The 17,272-nt window shown below is 36.2% G+C and carries 14 protein-coding genes; 3 read left to right on the top strand and 11 right to left on the bottom strand.

The features are described 5' to 3' along the window. Positions 1-71: 71 nt before the first annotated feature. Both M2372_RS24095 and M2372_RS24090 read left to right on the top strand, forming a co-directional pair. Entirely contained in the window at positions 72-1,277 is a 1,206-nt protein-coding gene (locus M2372_RS24095) for an MFS transporter (RefSeq protein WP_228455808.1), read from the top strand. 247 nt (positions 1,278-1,524) lie between these two features. After that, entirely contained in the window at positions 1,525-2,928 is a 1,404-nt protein-coding gene (locus tag M2372_RS24090) for a T9SS type A sorting domain-containing protein (RefSeq protein ID WP_123321625.1), read from the top strand. Positions 2,929-3,103: 175 nt separating this feature from the next. Here the strand turns inward: M2372_RS24090 and bioA are convergent, their stop codons facing one another. The 5 genes from bioA to M2372_RS24065 form a co-directional block, all read right to left on the bottom strand. Continuing rightward, complete coding sequence (bioA, locus tag M2372_RS24085; RefSeq protein ID WP_123321624.1) at positions 3,104-4,393, bottom strand: adenosylmethionine--8-amino-7-oxononanoate transaminase; 1,290 nt, start codon at positions 4,391-4,393, stop codon at positions 3,104-3,106. 519 nt (positions 4,394-4,912) lie between these two features. Beyond that, the gene (gene bioB / locus M2372_RS24080; protein WP_123321623.1) at positions 4,913-5,899 is read right to left on the bottom strand and encodes a biotin synthase BioB; all 987 of its coding nucleotides are present in this window, start codon (positions 5,897-5,899) and stop codon (positions 4,913-4,915) included. After that, a complete protein-coding gene (gene bioD, locus M2372_RS24075; protein ID WP_228455807.1) occupies positions 5,896-6,531 on the bottom strand; it encodes a dethiobiotin synthase in 636 nt (211 codons plus the stop codon). Before bioD ends, bioB begins: the two co-directional genes overlap by 4 nt. A gap of 18 nt (positions 6,532-6,549) precedes the next feature. Further along, complete coding sequence (locus tag M2372_RS24070) at positions 6,550-7,659, bottom strand: aminotransferase class I/II-fold pyridoxal phosphate-dependent enzyme (RefSeq protein ID WP_123321622.1); 1,110 nt, start codon at positions 7,657-7,659, stop codon at positions 6,550-6,552. Then, positions 7,652-8,275 carry a hypothetical protein gene (locus M2372_RS24065; protein WP_123321621.1) on the bottom strand — a complete coding sequence of 208 codons (624 nt, stop codon included), beginning with the start codon at positions 8,273-8,275 and terminating at the stop codon, positions 7,652-7,654. Before M2372_RS24065 ends, M2372_RS24070 begins: the two co-directional genes overlap by 8 nt. Before the next feature lie 66 nt (positions 8,276-8,341). On the opposite strand from M2372_RS24065, the gene M2372_RS24060 reads away from it, so the two are divergent. Continuing rightward, positions 8,342-9,829 carry a PLP-dependent aminotransferase family protein gene (locus M2372_RS24060; protein ID WP_123321620.1) on the top strand — a complete coding sequence of 496 codons (1,488 nt, stop codon included), beginning with the start codon at positions 8,342-8,344 and terminating at the stop codon, positions 9,827-9,829. 34 nt (positions 9,830-9,863) lie between these two features. Here the strand turns inward: M2372_RS24060 and M2372_RS24055 are convergent, their stop codons facing one another. From M2372_RS24055 to M2372_RS24030, 6 genes are all read right to left on the bottom strand, one after another. Continuing rightward, the gene (locus M2372_RS24055; RefSeq protein ID WP_123321619.1) at positions 9,864-11,039 is read right to left on the bottom strand and encodes a PepSY domain-containing protein; all 1,176 of its coding nucleotides are present in this window, start codon (positions 11,037-11,039) and stop codon (positions 9,864-9,866) included. Between the two features lie 2 nt (positions 11,040-11,041). Beyond that, positions 11,042-13,462 (bottom strand): TonB-dependent receptor, encoded by a 2,421-nt coding sequence (locus M2372_RS24050; protein ID WP_123321618.1) that lies wholly within the window; start codon positions 13,460-13,462, stop codon positions 11,042-11,044. Between the two features lie 494 nt (positions 13,463-13,956). Then, entirely contained in the window at positions 13,957-14,763 is an 807-nt protein-coding gene (locus tag M2372_RS24045) for an alpha/beta hydrolase family protein (protein WP_123321617.1), read from the bottom strand. 187 nt (positions 14,764-14,950) lie between these two features. Next, positions 14,951-15,925, bottom strand: a complete 975-nt coding sequence (locus M2372_RS24040; protein ID WP_123321616.1) for a 3-oxoacyl-[acyl-carrier-protein] synthase III C-terminal domain-containing protein — start codon at positions 15,923-15,925, stop codon at positions 14,951-14,953. A gap of 154 nt (positions 15,926-16,079) precedes the next feature. After that, on the bottom strand, positions 16,080-16,658 hold the full coding sequence (locus M2372_RS24035) for a Crp/Fnr family transcriptional regulator (RefSeq protein ID WP_123321615.1): 579 nt from the start codon (positions 16,656-16,658) through the stop codon (positions 16,080-16,082). A gap of 82 nt (positions 16,659-16,740) precedes the next feature. Further along, positions 16,741-17,262 (bottom strand): GNAT family N-acetyltransferase, encoded by a 522-nt coding sequence (locus tag M2372_RS24030; protein WP_123321614.1) that lies wholly within the window; start codon positions 17,260-17,262, stop codon positions 16,741-16,743. Positions 17,263-17,272: the final 10 nt, after the last annotated feature.

Raw genomic sequence — 17,272 nt, 5'->3', positions numbered from 1 at the left:
GTCGTTTTAGGTTAAAACTTTGGCAAAATTAAACAAAATTACTATGCTAATTTTGTACAAAAGTTTTTAATATGATGAAGAACGAAGTAAGAAAGAACGCTTCTTATGTTTTAATGATTTTAAATGTATTGGTGGTTATATTGATTTCCAGTAATCTTAGGTCTCCCATTGTTGCCGTATCTCCGGTACTTGGTGATGTAAGAGATGCTCTGAAGCTGGATAATTTTCAGGTAAGCCTTCTTACCTCTATTCCACTTTTTATGTTTGCGGTCTGCTCCGTTTTGGTAAGCCGGTTTTCGAATAAGCTTGGAATCAGCAAACTGTTGATGTATTCATTGATTATTTTAAGTTTTGGACTGTTTCTCAGAATTTCAGGTTCTCTTTGGTTATTATTTATCGGTTCGGTATTTATCGGCTTAGGAATCTGTATCGGAAATGTGGTGACTCCCGGCTATGTAAAGAATAATTTTCCGAAACAGATCGGACTGATGACAGGAATCTTTGCGGTTTCTATGAATCTTACAGCTGCTTTAGCATCGGGGTTCAGTGTGAGAATCGGAGAATGGACAGGTTTCGGATGGCGTGGTTCTCTGGGGATATGGCTGGTGATCGCTGCTTTGGGATTTCTGGTATTGATCCTGGAAATGATATTTAACAAAAAAAATCCTAACCAGCCTAAAACAGCTTTAGGAACTTCTGATTTTAATATGTTTAAATCTTCTCAGGCCTGGAATATCAGTATTTTTATGGGGTTGCAGTCTTTATTTTATTACTGTATGGTTGCCTGGCTGCCTTCATTCCTCACTGATTATAATATGCCTGGTGAAAGCTCAGGATGGGTTCTTTTTGTTATTCAGATCACTATGATTCCCATAACATTCTGCTGCCCGATTATTGCCAGTAAAATGAAGGATCAAAGAATCATGATCCTGTTTATATGTGCGCTGATGTTTGCAAGCACCATGATGTTTGTATTCCTGAAATCTCAATGGATCTATGTGAATGCCGTAATTATTGGGATTTCCAATGGGTTGTCTTTCAGCTTATCAATTCTGTTTTTCTCTACAAGAACAAAAAGCAGTATCAATGCAGTGAAGATTTCCGGAATGGCACAATCTGTAGGCTATCTGATTGCAGCATTTGGACCACCGGTATTTGGAAAACTGCATGATTGGGATATTTCCTGGAACACTTCATTCTATTTTCTGAGTGCTGCAGTATTGATCATGCTTTTCTTTGGTTTGAAGGCTGCAAGAAATAAATATGTGGAAGATTAATGAATGATAATTAGTTTTAATTTTAAATAAAGATGAGGCTTTTCCTGTTTGGAAGGCCTCATTTTATTGAGGAAATTATTTAAATCAAAAGATAAATATATTTCTTCTCCATCGTTTGGAATAAAAACAGAACCCTAGCATTTTCTTATTTTTTCAAAATTTTATCATACATTTGGGAACAAACCTAAAACATTTTTATATAGGGGGTTGCATAATATAACTTCAAATTTTTATAAAAAAACAAACAATGAAAAAAAAATTATTACTTGTGTTCATTCTTGTAACGCAAATTTCTTTTGCACAAATTATCTCCAAAGATCCTACGTTTGCTTCAAACGGAATTTACAGCCTCCCAGCAGGAAGCTCTTATTTAGGAGAATTAACAGAAACAAACAATACCGTATTTTATCAATCTTTTGACTCCAACACTAATCAGGTAATTGTTTCTAAAATGACAAGCTATAATGGCTCTTTGGACTCTACTTTTGGAACCAATGGTAAGGTTGCATTGAACTACGGATCAGGCACTCTGGTTGGATTTGTAAGACATTCCAATGATCAATTGACTTTATTATTAAGGAGACATGACAATATAAATAACATTCATTATTTAGATGTAGTCCGGTTACTTTCCAATGGACAATTAGACCCTTCATTTTCCAATGGCGGAATAAAGGCATTAGCCAATTTTTCTCAAGACAATTTCGATATAAAAAGCAACCTCATAGAACAAGGAAATAAAATGATTGTTTCAGGAACAGGTATAGATTCTATAGGCTTTTTTGATGGATACACACATACATTCAGATTAAATTCTGATGGCACATCAGATAACAGCTTTGGAAATAATGGAAAACTGTCAACATATGGGATTCCCCGCTTCATGTTAGATAACCAGTCCAATATTTTTTGCTGGGGACAAAATTCAATAAAAAAATATTCTCCTGACGGGCAGCCTATAACCGGTTTTGGTAACAATGGTGAAGCTTCATTAAATGAGGTAAATGTTACTGTTGTAAAAGTAGATTCGGGGAATAGAATTATATTCGCAAGATTTGGAGTATTAGAACCTCCTACCATAAAAAGACTGAATGCTGACGGTACGCAGGATACCACATTCAGTTATAATGGCGTTTCTGGCATTGAATTTTGGGATATCTACGAAAAAAACGGCTCTTATTATATCGGAGGGGTTGCTGATTTTAATAATGTACCTAGTTATTATATCTCTAAACTTAATCAAAATGGAACTGTTGATACTATATTTGGAGAATATATAGAAAACGATTCTAATTTATTATATCATAATGTTAGTAGACTTAAGGTTTTTGATAACAGTATAATTGTTTACGGAAATGGAACCACAACAGAAATTGTTAAATATCTTTTAGCTGCTCCAGTTACATTATCAACAACTGAAACTTCAAAAAATGCTCCTAAAATTGTTTTTGAAACCCCTGTAAAACAAAATTTAATTTATCAATCGAAAGAAAAAATCGGTAAAATAGAGATCCATTCTGTTGATGGAAGGTTATTAAAAACCGTAAAAGAAAACAATTCTAATGTTTCTGAACTTTCTAATGGAATTTATTTTGTGAAAACAATTTTTGAAAATGGAAAAATTGTCACAAAAAAACTTATTAAGAAGTAAGAAATCTATATTTAAAAAAATACCAGTTTTTACAAATAAAAAGAATCATTATTTTGATTTCCTATGAATGATTGCTCAAACGAGCTTAAAAGACATCAATTAAATGAACATAAATACCTTATAGGCTCCTAAAACCTATAAGGTATATTAAAAAAATATTGTTTGAAGGAATTGTTTATCCGATAAACTCATCCAAAACTTCCAGAATATTCCGGTATACAAAATCCAATTCTTCGGATGTAGCACAATACGGAGGAACCAAATACATTACATTTCCCAATGGCCTCATAATGATTCCCCTTTTTAAAAATTCATTGTAAAGCTGTTTTCCTATCTCATTGAAATAAGAAGTTCCATGTCCGGTTTTAAAATCAAAAGCCAGAATAGTTCCGATCTGACGGGCATTTTCAACTTGCGGATGAGCAGCCAGCACTTTGATAAACGCTGAGTGCTGTTGAGAAATACGTTTAATATTCATTTGGGTTTCTTCCTTAAGTAATAATTCCATGCTTGCCAAAGCTGCAGTGCAGGCTAAAGGATTAGCTGTAAAAGAATGGCCATGGAAAAGTGTTTTATATTTGTCATCAGACCAGAATGCTTCATAAATTGCTTTAGAGCAGGTTGTAATTCCCATGGGCATTGTTCCGCCTGTTAACCCTTTTGAAAAGCACATGATGTCCGGCTGTTCTGTAAGGTAATTGGCAGCAAAGAGTCTTCCCGTTCTTCCAAATCCTGTAAAAACCTCATCCTGAATCATCAGGATTTCCTGCTCTCTGCAGAATTTCATCAGGCTATCCAGATCTTCAGCGTTATACATCAGCATTCCTGCTGCACCCTGAACTAATGGCTCATAAATAAAACAAGCTACCTCATCGGCAATATCTTTAATCTGCGATTGTAAGTTTTGTAGATTATCAGCATTGGGGATATCAATAAATACGACTTCAAACAGCCTGCTTTCAAAAGGTTTGGTCCAATAGCTTTTTCCGCTTACAGACATCGCTCCAAAAGTATCACCATGGTATGCATTTTTAAAAGCAAGAATCTTTGTTTTTTCTTTTCCCTGATTGTGTGCATACTGAATACACATTTTCAAAGCTACTTCTACCGCTGTAGATCCATTGTCAGAATAGAAAACCTTTTCCTGATCAGCAGGTAAAAGTTTCAATAGATTTTCTGAAAGCTGAGTAGCAGGTTCATGGGTAAATCCCGCAAATATAACCTGCTCCAAAGTGTTAAGCTGCTCAAATATGCGTTGGGCAATATAAGGATGAGAATGTCCATGCAGGGTTACCCACCATGAAGAAACCACATCCATATATTTTTTACCTTCATTGTCAAAAAGGTAAAGACCTTTCCCTTTTACAATGGGAATGATATTATCGGCGGTTTTCATCTGGGTATAAGGATGCCAGTTAACGGCTTTATCTCTTTCCTGAAGACTAGTTGGTGTAATTGTATCCATATTTGATATAAAATGTATTGATGGCAATAATATTTTCTGTTTTTAACGCAATGTTCGCTAAGGTTTTATAATCATGCAGTATGATTTCTAAGATCGCAAGGGCGTTTCACTCAGCTAAGACTGATCATTTGCTTACTAGAGCAAAAGTTTACTGTCTCTGCTGAATACAATGCCTTTGCGAACAAAAAATATGCAGCTCTATTATGCATTCTTGCGGCCTTAGCGTTTAAATTATAATAAATAAGCATTTCTGCTTTTAACGCAATGCTCGCTAAGGTTTTATAATCATGCAGTATGATTTTTAAGATCGCAAGGGCGTTTCACTCAGCTAAGACTGATCATTTGCTTACTAGAGCAGAAGTTTACTGTCTCTGCTGAATGCAATGCCTTTGCGAACAAAAAATATGCAGTTCTATTATGCATTCTTGCGGCCTTAGCGTTTAAATTGTATCAATCATCTAAAATTAACGCGAAGACCGCTAAATATTAAAATCCAGAAACTCATCATTTATAATTGTCTTAACAGCAGGTTTCTTTTTTCATCATCGGCTTTAATCCAAGAGTTTCCAGCATTTGCATATCTTCAGAAACACCCGGATTAGGAGTTACCAGTAATGTTTCTCTTTCCCCTGTGAAGATAGAGTTAGCACCTGCCATAAAACACCATGCCTGTTCCGTTTCTGTCATTTCTATACGCCCTGCACTTAACCTTACCATGGAAGAAGGCATCACGATTCTTGCAGTGGCAATCATTCTTATCATTTCCCAGGTATCTACTTTCTCGTTATCTTCCAATGGAGTTCCTTCCACTCTAGCTAAAGCATTGATAGGAACAGACTCCGGATGTTTAGGCATAGTAGCTAATGTCAACAGCATAGAAATTCTGTCTCTGTGTGTTTCCCCTAAGCCGATAATTCCACCTGAACACACCGTGATTCCCGCTTTTCGGACATTGTTAATTGTATTGATTCTATTATCAAAGGTTCTGGTAGAAATGATTTCTTCATAATACTGTTCAGAAGTATCAAGATTATGGTTATAAGCATATAATCCTGCTTCCTGAAGCCTTACAGCCTGCTTTTCGGTAAGCATTCCCAGAGTACAGCATACTTCCAGCCCCAATTCATTCACCCCTTTTACCATATCAATAACCCTGTCGAAATCACGGTTATTACGCACTTCACGCCATGCCGCCGCCATACAGAAACGGGATGAACCACTGTCTTTGGCTTTTTGAGCATGAGCAATTACGGTTTCAGTTGGTAACAAAGCCTGTACTTTGATATTGGTATGATAACGTGCTGCCTGTCCGCAGTATGAACAGTCTTCCGGACAGCCTCCGGTTTTGATGGATAATAAAGTTGAGATCTGTACCTCAGAAGGGTCATGCCACTCACGGTGTACGGTTGCAGCCTTATAAATCAACTCCATAAGGGGTAAATGATATATTTCTTCTATTTCTTCTTTGGTCCAGTTGTTTCTGATTGTTGTTCTGTCCATTATCATAATTTTGTTATTTTTAATTGTTTTGCAGTCGTTTTAACATGTTCCCTATTCGTACTTTCTATTTCCGGAATTTTGATAATTTTTGTTTCAACCGTAATAAAGTTTGAAATCACTCTTTCTGTATCTACAGGAAAGTCTCCGTTAAGAATCAGATATTCCAATGTGATGTTTCTTTGCTTCAGGGCCATTATAGAGAGTAAAGTATGATTGATGCAACCCAAATAATTTCTCACTACAAGAGCTGCAGGAAGCCTCAGCTTTTCAATCAGATCAATCATAAAAATATCATCCGAAAGCGGAACCATAAGTCCGCCGGCACCTTCTACAATCAGAGAATTTTGAGTTTCCGGTAGTTGGAAATCTTCAAGCTTTATCCGTATATTTTCTGCTCCTGCAGATTGATGTGGAGATGCAGCCAATTGAAAGCGGTAAGTTTCCGGATAGCATAATGTATCATCTGTCCATGTCTCAATTTTATGACTGTCTGTATTATGCAGGTCTCCAGATTGTACAGGCTTCCAGTAATCTGCTTTAAAATATTGTACTAAAATGGCGGAACAGACTGTTTTTCCAATTTCAGTTCCTATTCCTGTTATAAATAATTTCATTCGGGTTCTTAAGTTGTATTTCATGGATTTGGTTTTCCTTATTTAAATGAAATCTCTAATAATTTCTGTAAGCCTGATAATCTCCGGCTCAGTATTAAAATGATGGAGACAGATCCGCAGCCTTTCAGTTCCTTCTTTTACGGTTGGACTGTAAATAGCATAGGTTAAAAATCCTTCGCCTGATAATGCTTTCTGTAAGGATTTCAACTTTTCATTATCAGCAATGATTATAGCCTGAATCGGACTTGTTTCCGAAGATGGAGATTCTACCCTTTGGTTTCTGAATATTTTTATGTTTTCCTGAAGCTGAGGGGGTAAATCCTGATGATTTTCTAAGAAATTGTAACCTTCTTTTATCCTCATCCATTGGAAGTCCTGTGCAGAAGTGGTATAAATAAATGGAGATGCAAAATTCACCAGATAAGATTTGATACTGTCATGACAAAGTATTACTGCACCATGAGCTCCCAATGCTTTACCATAAGTGATTACATTAGCTGTAACCTGATCTTCCAAACCATATTTATTCACCAGGCCATGTCCGAAGACGCCGAATGCATGGGCTTCATCAACAATTAAACTGGCTTCATACTTCTTTGCCAGTTCAGTAATCTCTTTGAGAGGAGCAAGATCTCCCTCCATAGAGTAAAGGCTTTCTACCGCGATATAGCAATGTCCTTCCTGCTTTTTTAAAATCCTTTCCAAATGCCCAGGATCATTATGCCTGAATTTCAATTTTCTGGCATTTGACATTTTACAGGCATCATGTACGGAACGATGTATCTGTTCATCCACGATAATCGTATCATGGCGGGCTGGGAGCGTTGAAAATAAAGCCAGATTAGCAGTATAACCCGACGGAAAAAGTAATGCAGCCCGAAACCTATGCTTTTCAGCGATAAAAATCTCTGCAGATTCGGCCACTCTGCTGTTTCCGCTAATGAGCCTGGAACCTGTGCTTCCCGAAAGCAGCTGAGGACTCTCATGGATCTTCTCCAGCATAATCCTTTGAAGGTCTTTACTTTGAGCTAATCCCAGATAATCATTGGAATAGAAATCTATCCCTTCAGCTTTTGGTTTTAGCGTTCTTAATATCCCCTCCTGCTTTCTTTTGTGAAGCGCCTCCTCAAACCGGTTGATGTTTTTAAGCATAATCCAATTGAGCCACTTCTTCCGTAATAGCATTGATCCATTGCTGATGCAGGTCTTTTTCTATTTCCAGAATATGATCTGCATGCAGCTGCCAGTTTTCAGAAAATTCATTAAGCTGATTAATCATCTCTTCCAGATGTCCTTCTTCTTCCAGAATAATAGATTTTACCATGATTTTAGAAGATTCTTCTGTAAGGATTTCCTGATACACTGGATAAAGTTCATCAGCACGAACCTCAATAGCATAAGTAACAAAGAGATAAGCAGCATATTTCAGCTCTTCTTTAGTCAGCTGAAAAACATCCTGAAGGTACCTGCAGGCTTTAATATCCAATGAATGGAGATATTGCCGGGTTGCTATAGGAGCCAGTAATTCTTTGTTTTCATAAGTTTTGCAAAGTTCCGGATCTATTTTTCCAATCTGTTTTTTAAGATAGTAGGCGTGGCGATGTTCCTCAGCCGCATGTTTAAGCTGAATGAGCGTAACCATTACCGGATGTTCACATTTTGATATTTTCCTTGCGCCGGCATTTTCCATAAAAGAAAGAGTGTTTAGCCATTTAGCATGGGTGTTGCCATCCTGTACTATTCTTTTAAGCAGATGATGAAATTCCATAGATTTTTATTTTGATGTCAAAAGTAGTATATTGCCGGATGGTTACATGGTGCCAGTTTTTATATTATGGATAGTCCGGTTAAGATTCCTTATGAAAGTTTTATTAAAATAGATAGAAAATCAGAGACTTCTATCTATTTACAAATCGCTAATCAATTGGTGAATGCCATCCAAAGAGGTTTCTTACCATTTGGAACCAAACTTCCGGGAACCAGAGCCTTCAGTGAGATACTGGATGTACACAGAAATACAGCTGTGGCGGTATATGATGAACTGTCTGCACAAGGTTGGGTAGAAAGTTTTCCGAACAAAGGAACGTTTGTGATTGGAAAAGATCAGGAAAAGCCCATAAAAGTAAAGGACTTCGAAGAAAACAACCTTCAAAATTATCCTAAGAGCACAGGATTTACTTTTAAAACCTCCAATATTCTGGATAATCCCTTTGAGCATTCGGACTGTGAATATGTTTTTAATGATGGGGTTCCCGATATCAGGCTTACCCAGATCGGGCAGCATTCCCGGTTTTACAGTTCTATTCTTAAGCGGAAATCCAATCAGAAAGTTTTTGGTCATTATAATCATGATGGAAGTGAATTTTTCAAGGAACATCTGTCTCAATACCTTAATCTTTCCCGCGGCTTACCTATTTCAAAGAACAATCTTCTGATTACCCGAAGTACAGAAATGAGTATTTATATTGTTTCCGAAATCCTTTTGTCTTCAGGTGATACCGTTTTGGTAGGTGACTTGAGTTATTTTTCAGTGAATATGATCTTTCAAAAAGCAGGAGTAAATATTGTAACCCTTCCGATTGATGAAGACGGAATAATTGTAGAAAGTGTCAGAGAAGCCTGTCAGAAAAATAAAATAAGAATGCTCTATCTTACCCCGCACCATCATTATCCTACAACAGTGGCTTTAAGTGCACAGCGGAGACTGGAGTTACTTGAGCTGGCCAATGAATACGGATTTGTTATTCTAGAAGACGATTATGATTACGAATTCCATTATGATAAAAGCCCGATTCTGCCTTTAGCGAGTGCAGATACCAACGGAATGGTGATCTATATCGGATCTTTCGGGAAATCATTGGCTCCGGGGTTCAGGACCGGATTTATTGTTGCTCCTGAAAATCTGATGGTAGAAATGCGGAAACACCTTGGAATTATAGACCGACAGGGCGATATCCTGATGGAAAGAACATTGGGGGAAATGATTGAAGAAGGAGAAATCAATCGTTATCTGAAAAAATCCTTAAAGGTATATCAGGAAAGGCGGGATCATTTCAGTGCCTTGCTCAAAGAAAATCTTGGAGAGGTGATCACTTTTGAAAAGCCTTCCGGAGGCCTTGCGATCTGGACGGAATGGAAAATCCCTGTTAATCTGATGCAGCTGAGCCGGAAATGTGCCCAGGATAATCTCTTTATCCCCAAAACCCTGCTTTATCAGAATAAAAATCTTACTGCAATGAGATTAGGCTTTGGAGACCTGAGCTTTGATGAAATGGAAAGAAGTATTGAAATTCTTTCGCAGAACACCCAATATTTCAGATAAAAAAAGCCTCTACAATGATAGAGACTGATGGTATTTACTTGTTCCTGATTTGAAGTTTCTTCTTTGGTTTCTTCTTTTTTCTGTTTACATAAATGATGAATCCGGTAATAGGAAGCGAAGTAGCAATCATTCCGGCTAAAAGATACATAATTCGTCCGGTGACTCCGAAGATACTTCCTGTATGCAGGTCATAATTTCTTTCTCGTAAGGCAGTACCATACCCTATTTTTTCATCTTTATAAGCCTGATGTTTTAATATTTTTCCGGAATACTGGTCAAAATTATATTGTTCATTCTGATATTGCTTATTTCCGTAGGTTAATTCAGCATAATAAGTCCCTTCATCTGTTCTTGGGAAGTTAATCAGTGCTGATTTTTTATTAATCAGATCTTTTTCTACTTTTTCGCCAATGCTGTTCAAAATAAATTCCCGGTTTGTAAACTCTTCTGAAGGAATGCTGCTCTTTGCCTTTTGTTCAGTTGGTACGTTTCCATTCAAAGTATTTTTTACCCATTTATCTACGTTTTCAAAATTCCAGATGAGTGCGGAATAAGAGATGAGAATCAAAGGAATTATAGCATAAAACCCCAGGACATTGTGAAGATCATAATTCACTCTTTTCCAGCTTGCTGAAGTTTTAATGAAAAACATGCCCTTAAGCATATTTTTACTCATCTTTTTAGGATACCATATGATGAGCCCGGAAAAAAGAATAATAGCTAACATGAGTGTAGAATATCCTGTAATGGTTTTTCCTATTTTTTCGCCTAACAGCAGTCTTCTGTGAAGGTCCAGTACTATTTCAAAAAAATCATGTTTAGCATCTTCCACTTCATGAACTTTTCCCGTATAGGGATCGATATAAACCCGGTAGTAATAAAGATAAGTCCCCCAATAGGTCAATGCATCATTGTCCATTTTAAGAGTCCGGAACACATAAGTTCTTGATGGATCAGAAGAAATCTGAACTCTTTTGATTTTGAGTCCGTCAGGAAGTGCTTTTTCAGCTTTTAATGAAAGTTCGGAAAGAGATAATTTTTTGTCTCCAACAGTTTTTATAAAATACCTATCTGGATGTACGAGATGTTTTAATTCCTCTTCAAAAGCAAGAATACATCCGGTAGCCGCCATTATTACAACTACAAGCCCGGATGTTAATCCGAGCCATAGATGTAATTGAAGGGCTGCTTTTCTCAATGTAAGTTTCATGATTAAAATTTAAGACTTACCTCAGCAACAAAATTTCGAGGCATCTGGGCAACAATAACTCCCTGTCCTGCAAAATACTGAACATTCCCAATATTATTCATTTTAAAACCAATTCTATATCTTTCTTTTTCAAGAGAAACAGAAGCGTTCACAAGAGTATAAGCCGGGAAGGTAAACTTTCCTGTGTCTGTTTTATTCTCACTGAGCTGATGCCCTACACGATTAACTCCAAAGCCTAAGCCAAGCCCTTGTAAACTGCCGGATTGAAGAGTATAACTTACCCAGGAATTAAATACGTTAGCTGGTCCTGCAGAACCTGGACGTCTTCCGTTTACTGTTGCTTCAGCTTTAACGAATTTGCTGTCATTGTATGCATATCCAGTCATGATATTAAGCCCCTGAATAGGATTGGCAATGATCTCTACTTCGATTCCTTTACTTCTTTGCTCCCCATCCTGAATGGTAGCACCGAAGCTTTTTCCATTTCTAATGACTTCAATTACTCTCTGTATATTGTCAACCTGTATATCATAATATCCTACTGTAAAATTCAAACGGTTTTTCCAAAGATTTCCTTTGAATCCTATTTCCCATTGATTGGCTTTTTGGGGTTTCATAACTCCACTATAATCAGTAAGTTCCTGGTTAACAGGGGGTGTATAACTGAAACCATTCATATAGTTCCCATATACTGATAAACGATCCTTAAAGATTTGGTAAACAACTCCTACTTTAGGTGATAATGCTGTTTGTGTAAAATCTCCGGAACGGGTATTTTTATTCAGATCCAGTTGTCCCTTGCTTTCATAATGGTCCACACGTAAACTCAACAACGTAATTAATCGGTCTGTGATATAAATAGCATCAGAAAGATAAGCTCCATAGACATTACTTGAGGTTGTAGTTCTGGTAAGTGCGGCTTTTGACCCCTGTATTTTCTGCAAAGCAAGATCTCTGGAGATAAAACCGTACTTAATTCCGGGATTTTGTCCGTTAATTGTATCATATTTAATGATGGGTGAATGGTTATTGTTCAGAGATTGGTTTAAATAATCTAGGCCAATAAGAACCTTATTCTTTATTTTTCCAATGTTGAACTGCCCGTTGAAATTCTGTTGAACACTTGTAGAGGCTGCTTCAGAATTCTGCCATTGTACATTGCGTTCAAGCTGGGTATCATTATCTTTTCCTCTGATAAACTGATACTGATATAAACCTTCAGTTTTTCTGTAGTTTCTTGAAACAAGAGTCTGTGAGGTCCAGTTATTTGAAATTTTATAGTTAATCTCAGCTTTTACATTGGTAGATGGAGCCTTCAAAGTCATATCATTATTAGAATACGATCTTTTCCAGTCAAATCCAAGCTCATCGGGAGTATGTGCTAGAAATGCACGCCCTCTTGGAAGGAAAATAATGGGAGTATTTGTTCCTTCGTAATTATAAATCTGAGCTCCCAGGCTGAATTTCAGCCTGTCATTTACCTGATAGCTCAACGTTGGTGAAACAAAAAAAGACTTTCTGAATTCAGAATCTCTGAAACCGTTTTGGTATTGATAAGCAGCATTCAAACGGAATAATGTCTTCCTGGATTCTGTGATCGGTCCGTAAACATCAACAGTTGCACGATTCAGGTTGTAACTTCCAAGCATATAAGAAATTTCACCACCGAAATAATCTTTTGGCTTTTTGGTTACAAGATTGATAAGCCCTCCAAATGAAGTAACAGCACCTCCGTACAATGTTCCGGATGGACCTTTAATCACTTCAATACGTTCAATATCCGAAGGATCTATTTCTCCATTGGTAGTTGCCGGAACTCCGTCCACCATTGATATTTTTGTAGGAAAACCTCTAAGGCTGTAGTAAAAGCTTCCGTCTCCGGAACCTCTTCCCGGACTTCCCTGCATTTTTACCATACCGGGAACATTTTTTACCACTTCCGAAACATCATAGGTAAGCTGCTCCTTCAGAATTTGTTGATTGATACTTGTATAAGCCTGTGGATTTTCCAGATTTTTCAAAGGCATTTTTGAAACGGAGATACTGTCTTTAGTCAGGAATTTGTTTCGGCTGAAGGCATATACTGTAATTCCTTCAATCTCATTGCTTTGTGTAGGAGCGAAAATGGTAGGTATTTCATAAATATCCTTTTCAATCCGGATTTTTTCCTGCATAAGCTCAATATCATTTAAGACTACCTGAAGCGTATATTCACCAGGAGCTACATTCTCAAAGTAATAATCACCTTGATGATTGGTTTTTGCCTGATAAGAGGTATTAACAAGTCTTAAAATAGCATTTTTTATAGGTAATTTTTCAGAAACCAGAACTTTCCCATGGATGCGCTCACTTTGCTGGGCAGATAAAGCAGGGGGAAATAGAGTAAGAGTTAACAGTAATATAGAGGTTTTAAGTATTTTCATGTTATTGTTTTTGTAGAAGTATATTGTTTTTCATGTGTTTGAATTGTAATTTCATAAAGTTCTTCAGTAGCATTTAAGTTCTAAAATTTTCCATGTATCATTTCTTAAGATTATTAAAAATTGAGTTACATAAAACAGGGGCATCATCCTACCTGCTGTTTGATGTGGAAGAATAAAGGAGTTATTCATATAGGTTTTATAAGTGTTTTAAAACGAATAAGTGGAGTTATCACTTGTCTTTATTGAGTTTATATTGAAGGAAATCAATAGGTTGAAGCAAGGCTTTGCAAGAAAATGTTTCATTAGTTTTTTAATTTATTCTTATTTGGAATAATTAAAAACAAAGATAGAAATAAATCACAATAACTCTAACTTTTTAATTGATAATCTAAAGAGTAATGAATTTTGGATAATCTAAGCTCGTTAACAACGAAAAAATCCTTTTTAAGGCAATGCTTAAAAAGGATCTTATGGTAAAATTTTAATGACCTGTTCTATTTGAAATATTTGTCAAACAGAGTGAGCTGCTCAGAAAGTGAACGGCTCCAATATTGAGTATCATGAGCACCTAAGGATTCTGTATAAAGATGCTGGATTTTCTGTTCCGTAAGCTTGGTATGAAATTTTCTGTTTTGCCCGATCATCTGAACATCCTCAGTTCCACAGTCGAAAATATAACGTTGTCCGGCTGTTTCCATTAATTTGATTTTGCTGTCTGTAAGGAAGTTGGGATTTATTGATTCTAAAGGACCAAGTACTTTATTCACCATATATTTATTATACCCTTCCCCGAATACATTAAAGTCTAAAGCTCCACATGAACTTCCCACAATTCCAAATGTTTTGTTATAGGTAACACCAATATTTGTGGCACCATAGCCACCCATACTCCATCCCAGGATTCCTCTGAACTTTTTCTCCTTTTTTACCGGATAGTTCTTATCAATAAATTCAACAAGTTCTTTTCCAATAAAGGTTTGGTATTGGGAATCTTTAACAACCGGGCTGTCTACATACCATGAACTGTAATTCCCATCAGGCAAAACGTAAATGGTTTTATACTCCTGAGCTTTCTTAACGATATCCGGAATATCCTCTTTAATGATCCTGTCCGGATTTCCGCTGAAACCATGAAGAATATATACGGATGGATACGTTGTATTGGGTTGTAAATTCGGAGTAATAATAATGGTTTTGATCTTTTTATTCATTTTAGGACTGAAAACTTCCTCATGAATGACCTTCTGTGCTGAAAACTGTGCAAAAACACTTAAAACAACAATGCTGATTAACTTTTTCATACTTTTTAAATTTAATTAATGATGAGCAGATCATGAAAATACATCGTATATAAATTTAAGATCTTTTACTTAAATAATCAATGGTTCCATAATCTTATGACATAGCAAAGTTGCACCGGAAAAAAAGGAAAAGCGTCAACATTTGTTGACGCTTTTGTTAATTTATTTCTTTAAGCATTTATGAGCATTAGTATTTCCAAAGCATTAAGCCTGCCTGATAGCCTGCCCCAAGTGTCCAGATGAGAATATTTTCCCCCTTTTGCAGCTTTCTTACATTCTTCCGGTATTGATGCAGTGCCAGAAAAGGACTTGAAGAACCGGTATATCCTACTTCTCTTGAATAGAAAGGAACCTTTTCAGGGGGTAAATTGAAATGATCACTAATAATATTAATATTTTTTAATGAAAATTGAGAAAATAAAAACAAGTCGATTTTTTCAATGCTCAGATGGTTGCGTTCTAAAAAACTGTTCATATCATTCAGTGCAAAGTTGACACTCCCACTTCCATCGAAGCTCTTATCCCATAAAGTGACATCATTAGGGTGGTAACAAGAATATCCGTTAGGAGGAAACAGTACCGTATTGCAGATACTACTGTCTGTATGGTAGAGAACATCCATTAACCCTGAAGAAGAGTCATCTTTTTCTACAATAAAGGCAAAAGAAGAATCCGAAAAGCAAAATGCCGTTACAGGATTTTCAGAATCCACAATACCAGATAATTTTTCAGAACATATTATCAATGCTTTTTGGGCAGTATCGGATATGGATAGATATTTTGTAATTTGGTCCAAAGCCACAAAGGCTCCAATACAATTGGCATTGATGTCATAACACAGTGTATTGGCCTTGCCTTGTAATGCATGATGAATCTTGATAGCATCACAAGGAATGAGATGTTCTGAAGTGCTGGTTACAAATACAATCATATCAATATCCAAAACGGAAGTATTACTTTCTCTGAGTACTCCTTTTGCTGCATGTATTGCCATAGACAATGTTGTCTCTTCAGAGTCTTCAGTTACAATATACCGATTGCTTCGCCCCAATGCATTCTGAATCTTTTGCATAGATACATTTTGCTGTTCAAATTGCTTGATAACAAACTCATTGGTTTCAGCATATTCCGGATGATAAAAATAAGTATGACCTAATTTCATGGTTTTGGTTTTATTAATTTAATTATTTCCCTATAAAGGGATTTAATGTAAAAATAATAAAATATACCATGCAAAAAATTGTATTACGAAAAATTATTTTACAAATAAATAGTTTTGTTTAAAATATAAACATGGAATTCGGAAAACGATAATATTATCTGTTGATTTCCTTTTTTATACGGCTGAGCTGAGTTGGGGTAATCCCTAAATATGATGCTATATGATGCTGTTTAAGCCTGTTGTACAGGGATTTATTTTCGAGCAATAATAAATACCGTTGTTTTGCGGTTTCAAATTTTAAAGAAACTTCAAGGGGCTCCTTTTTTACCACCCAGTTTTTCTCCAGATACCTGATATGAAAAAGGGCAAGATCATGATATTGTTCCAATAATTCCCGATACATTTTAACCGGATATTTAATGACTGAGCAATCTTCAAGAGCAATGATACTGAAATCACTGGGTACGTTTTTGATGATGGCAGCGGTAGAAGCTACAAAACTGTTTTCTTCAAAAAAGATCTTATAAATAGAACTTCCTGCTTCATCAGTCATATAATATCCTATTAAACCGGATTTTATAAAGTAATAATATCTGGCCATATTTCCGGATTCCAGAAGAAGTTCGTTTTTTTGAAAATGTTCTTCACTGCAGATATCCATCAGAGCTGCTGTAGTTTTCTCTGATAGAGGATAATAGGTATTAATTTCTTTTAAGAATTCTGAATTGTTCATCATATCAAAGAAATAACTTTTGAATTATACCTGGATGGAAAGTGTTTAATAATATTGATACAAATTTAAAGTGCAGGAAAATTTAATCCAATATTTTCTTCATCATCAGATCGGTCTGCTCCTCGTCACCAAGCCTGAAGGTATGCTTATCAAATTCAACAAACCCGTTCTTCCTGTAAAAGTTTAAAGCTCTCAGGTTTTCTTCCCAAACACCTAGCCACAGATATGATTTATTGAGGTGCTGAGCAGTTTTCAATGCCTGATCATAAAGAAGCTGACCTACTTTTTTACCATGGTGGCTTTTCTTTACATAGATTCTTTCAATTTCAAGACCGGTTTCATCCTGTAATTCAGTCTGTGCTTTACTGCAATTGACTTTCAGATAGCCAACCGAATTGTCTTCTTCCCAGGCAATATAGAAATGGGAGTCCGGATTGTTCAGTTCAGATCTTACCTTTTCTGTATTAAAGCTTTCTCTTAGGTATTTTTCCATGGCTTCTTCGGTATTGTCTTCAGCAAAGGTTTCAGTAAAAGTCTGAATTCCCAGCTTCTGTATACAATCTGTATCTTCGGCAGAAGCTTTGTTGATGATTATTGATGTCATTTTTTGAATA

Origin of the sequence: Chryseobacterium sp. BIGb0232 (assembly GCF_024810195.1) — a bacterium.
Taxonomy (GTDB): domain Bacteria; phylum Bacteroidota; class Bacteroidia; order Flavobacteriales; family Weeksellaceae; genus Chryseobacterium; species Chryseobacterium pennae.
The sequence above is the reverse complement of the archived record's forward strand: the minus strand, read 5'-3'. Positions and strand labels throughout refer to the sequence as shown.

What these genes read in the sequence shown, in the direction of transcription:
- M2372_RS24095 (WP_228455808.1), top strand. Translation starts at nt 72, where the DNA reads ATGATGAAGAACGAAGTAAGAAAGAACGCTTCTTATGTTTTAATGATT.
- M2372_RS24090 (WP_123321625.1), top strand. Translation starts at nt 1,525, where the DNA reads ATGAAAAAAAAATTATTACTTGTGTTCATTCTTGTAACGCAAATTTCT.
- bioA (WP_123321624.1), bottom strand. Translation starts at nt 4,393, where the DNA reads ATGGATACAATTACACCAACTAGTCTTCAGGAAAGAGATAAAGCCGTT.
- bioB (WP_123321623.1), bottom strand. Translation starts at nt 5,899, where the DNA reads ATGATAATGGACAGAACAACAATCAGAAACAACTGGACCAAAGAAGAA.
- bioD (WP_228455807.1), bottom strand. Translation starts at nt 6,531, where the DNA reads ATGAAATACAACTTAAGAACCCGAATGAAATTATTTATAACAGGAATA.
- M2372_RS24070 (WP_123321622.1), bottom strand. Translation starts at nt 7,659, where the DNA reads ATGCTTAAAAACATCAACCGGTTTGAGGAGGCGCTTCACAAAAGAAAG.
- M2372_RS24065 (WP_123321621.1), bottom strand. Translation starts at nt 8,275, where the DNA reads ATGGAATTTCATCATCTGCTTAAAAGAATAGTACAGGATGGCAACACC.
- M2372_RS24060 (WP_123321620.1), top strand. Translation starts at nt 8,342, where the DNA reads ATGGATAGTCCGGTTAAGATTCCTTATGAAAGTTTTATTAAAATAGAT.
- M2372_RS24055 (WP_123321619.1), bottom strand. Translation starts at nt 11,039, where the DNA reads ATGAAACTTACATTGAGAAAAGCAGCCCTTCAATTACATCTATGGCTC.
- M2372_RS24050 (WP_123321618.1), bottom strand. Translation starts at nt 13,462, where the DNA reads ATGAAAATACTTAAAACCTCTATATTACTGTTAACTCTTACTCTATTT.
- M2372_RS24045 (WP_123321617.1), bottom strand. Translation starts at nt 14,763, where the DNA reads ATGAAAAAGTTAATCAGCATTGTTGTTTTAAGTGTTTTTGCACAGTTT.
- M2372_RS24040 (WP_123321616.1), bottom strand. Translation starts at nt 15,925, where the DNA reads ATGAAATTAGGTCATACTTATTTTTATCATCCGGAATATGCTGAAACC.
- M2372_RS24035 (WP_123321615.1), bottom strand. Translation starts at nt 16,658, where the DNA reads ATGAACAATTCAGAATTCTTAAAAGAAATTAATACCTATTATCCTCTA.
- M2372_RS24030 (WP_123321614.1), bottom strand. Translation starts at nt 17,262, where the DNA reads ATGACATCAATAATCATCAACAAAGCTTCTGCCGAAGATACAGATTGT.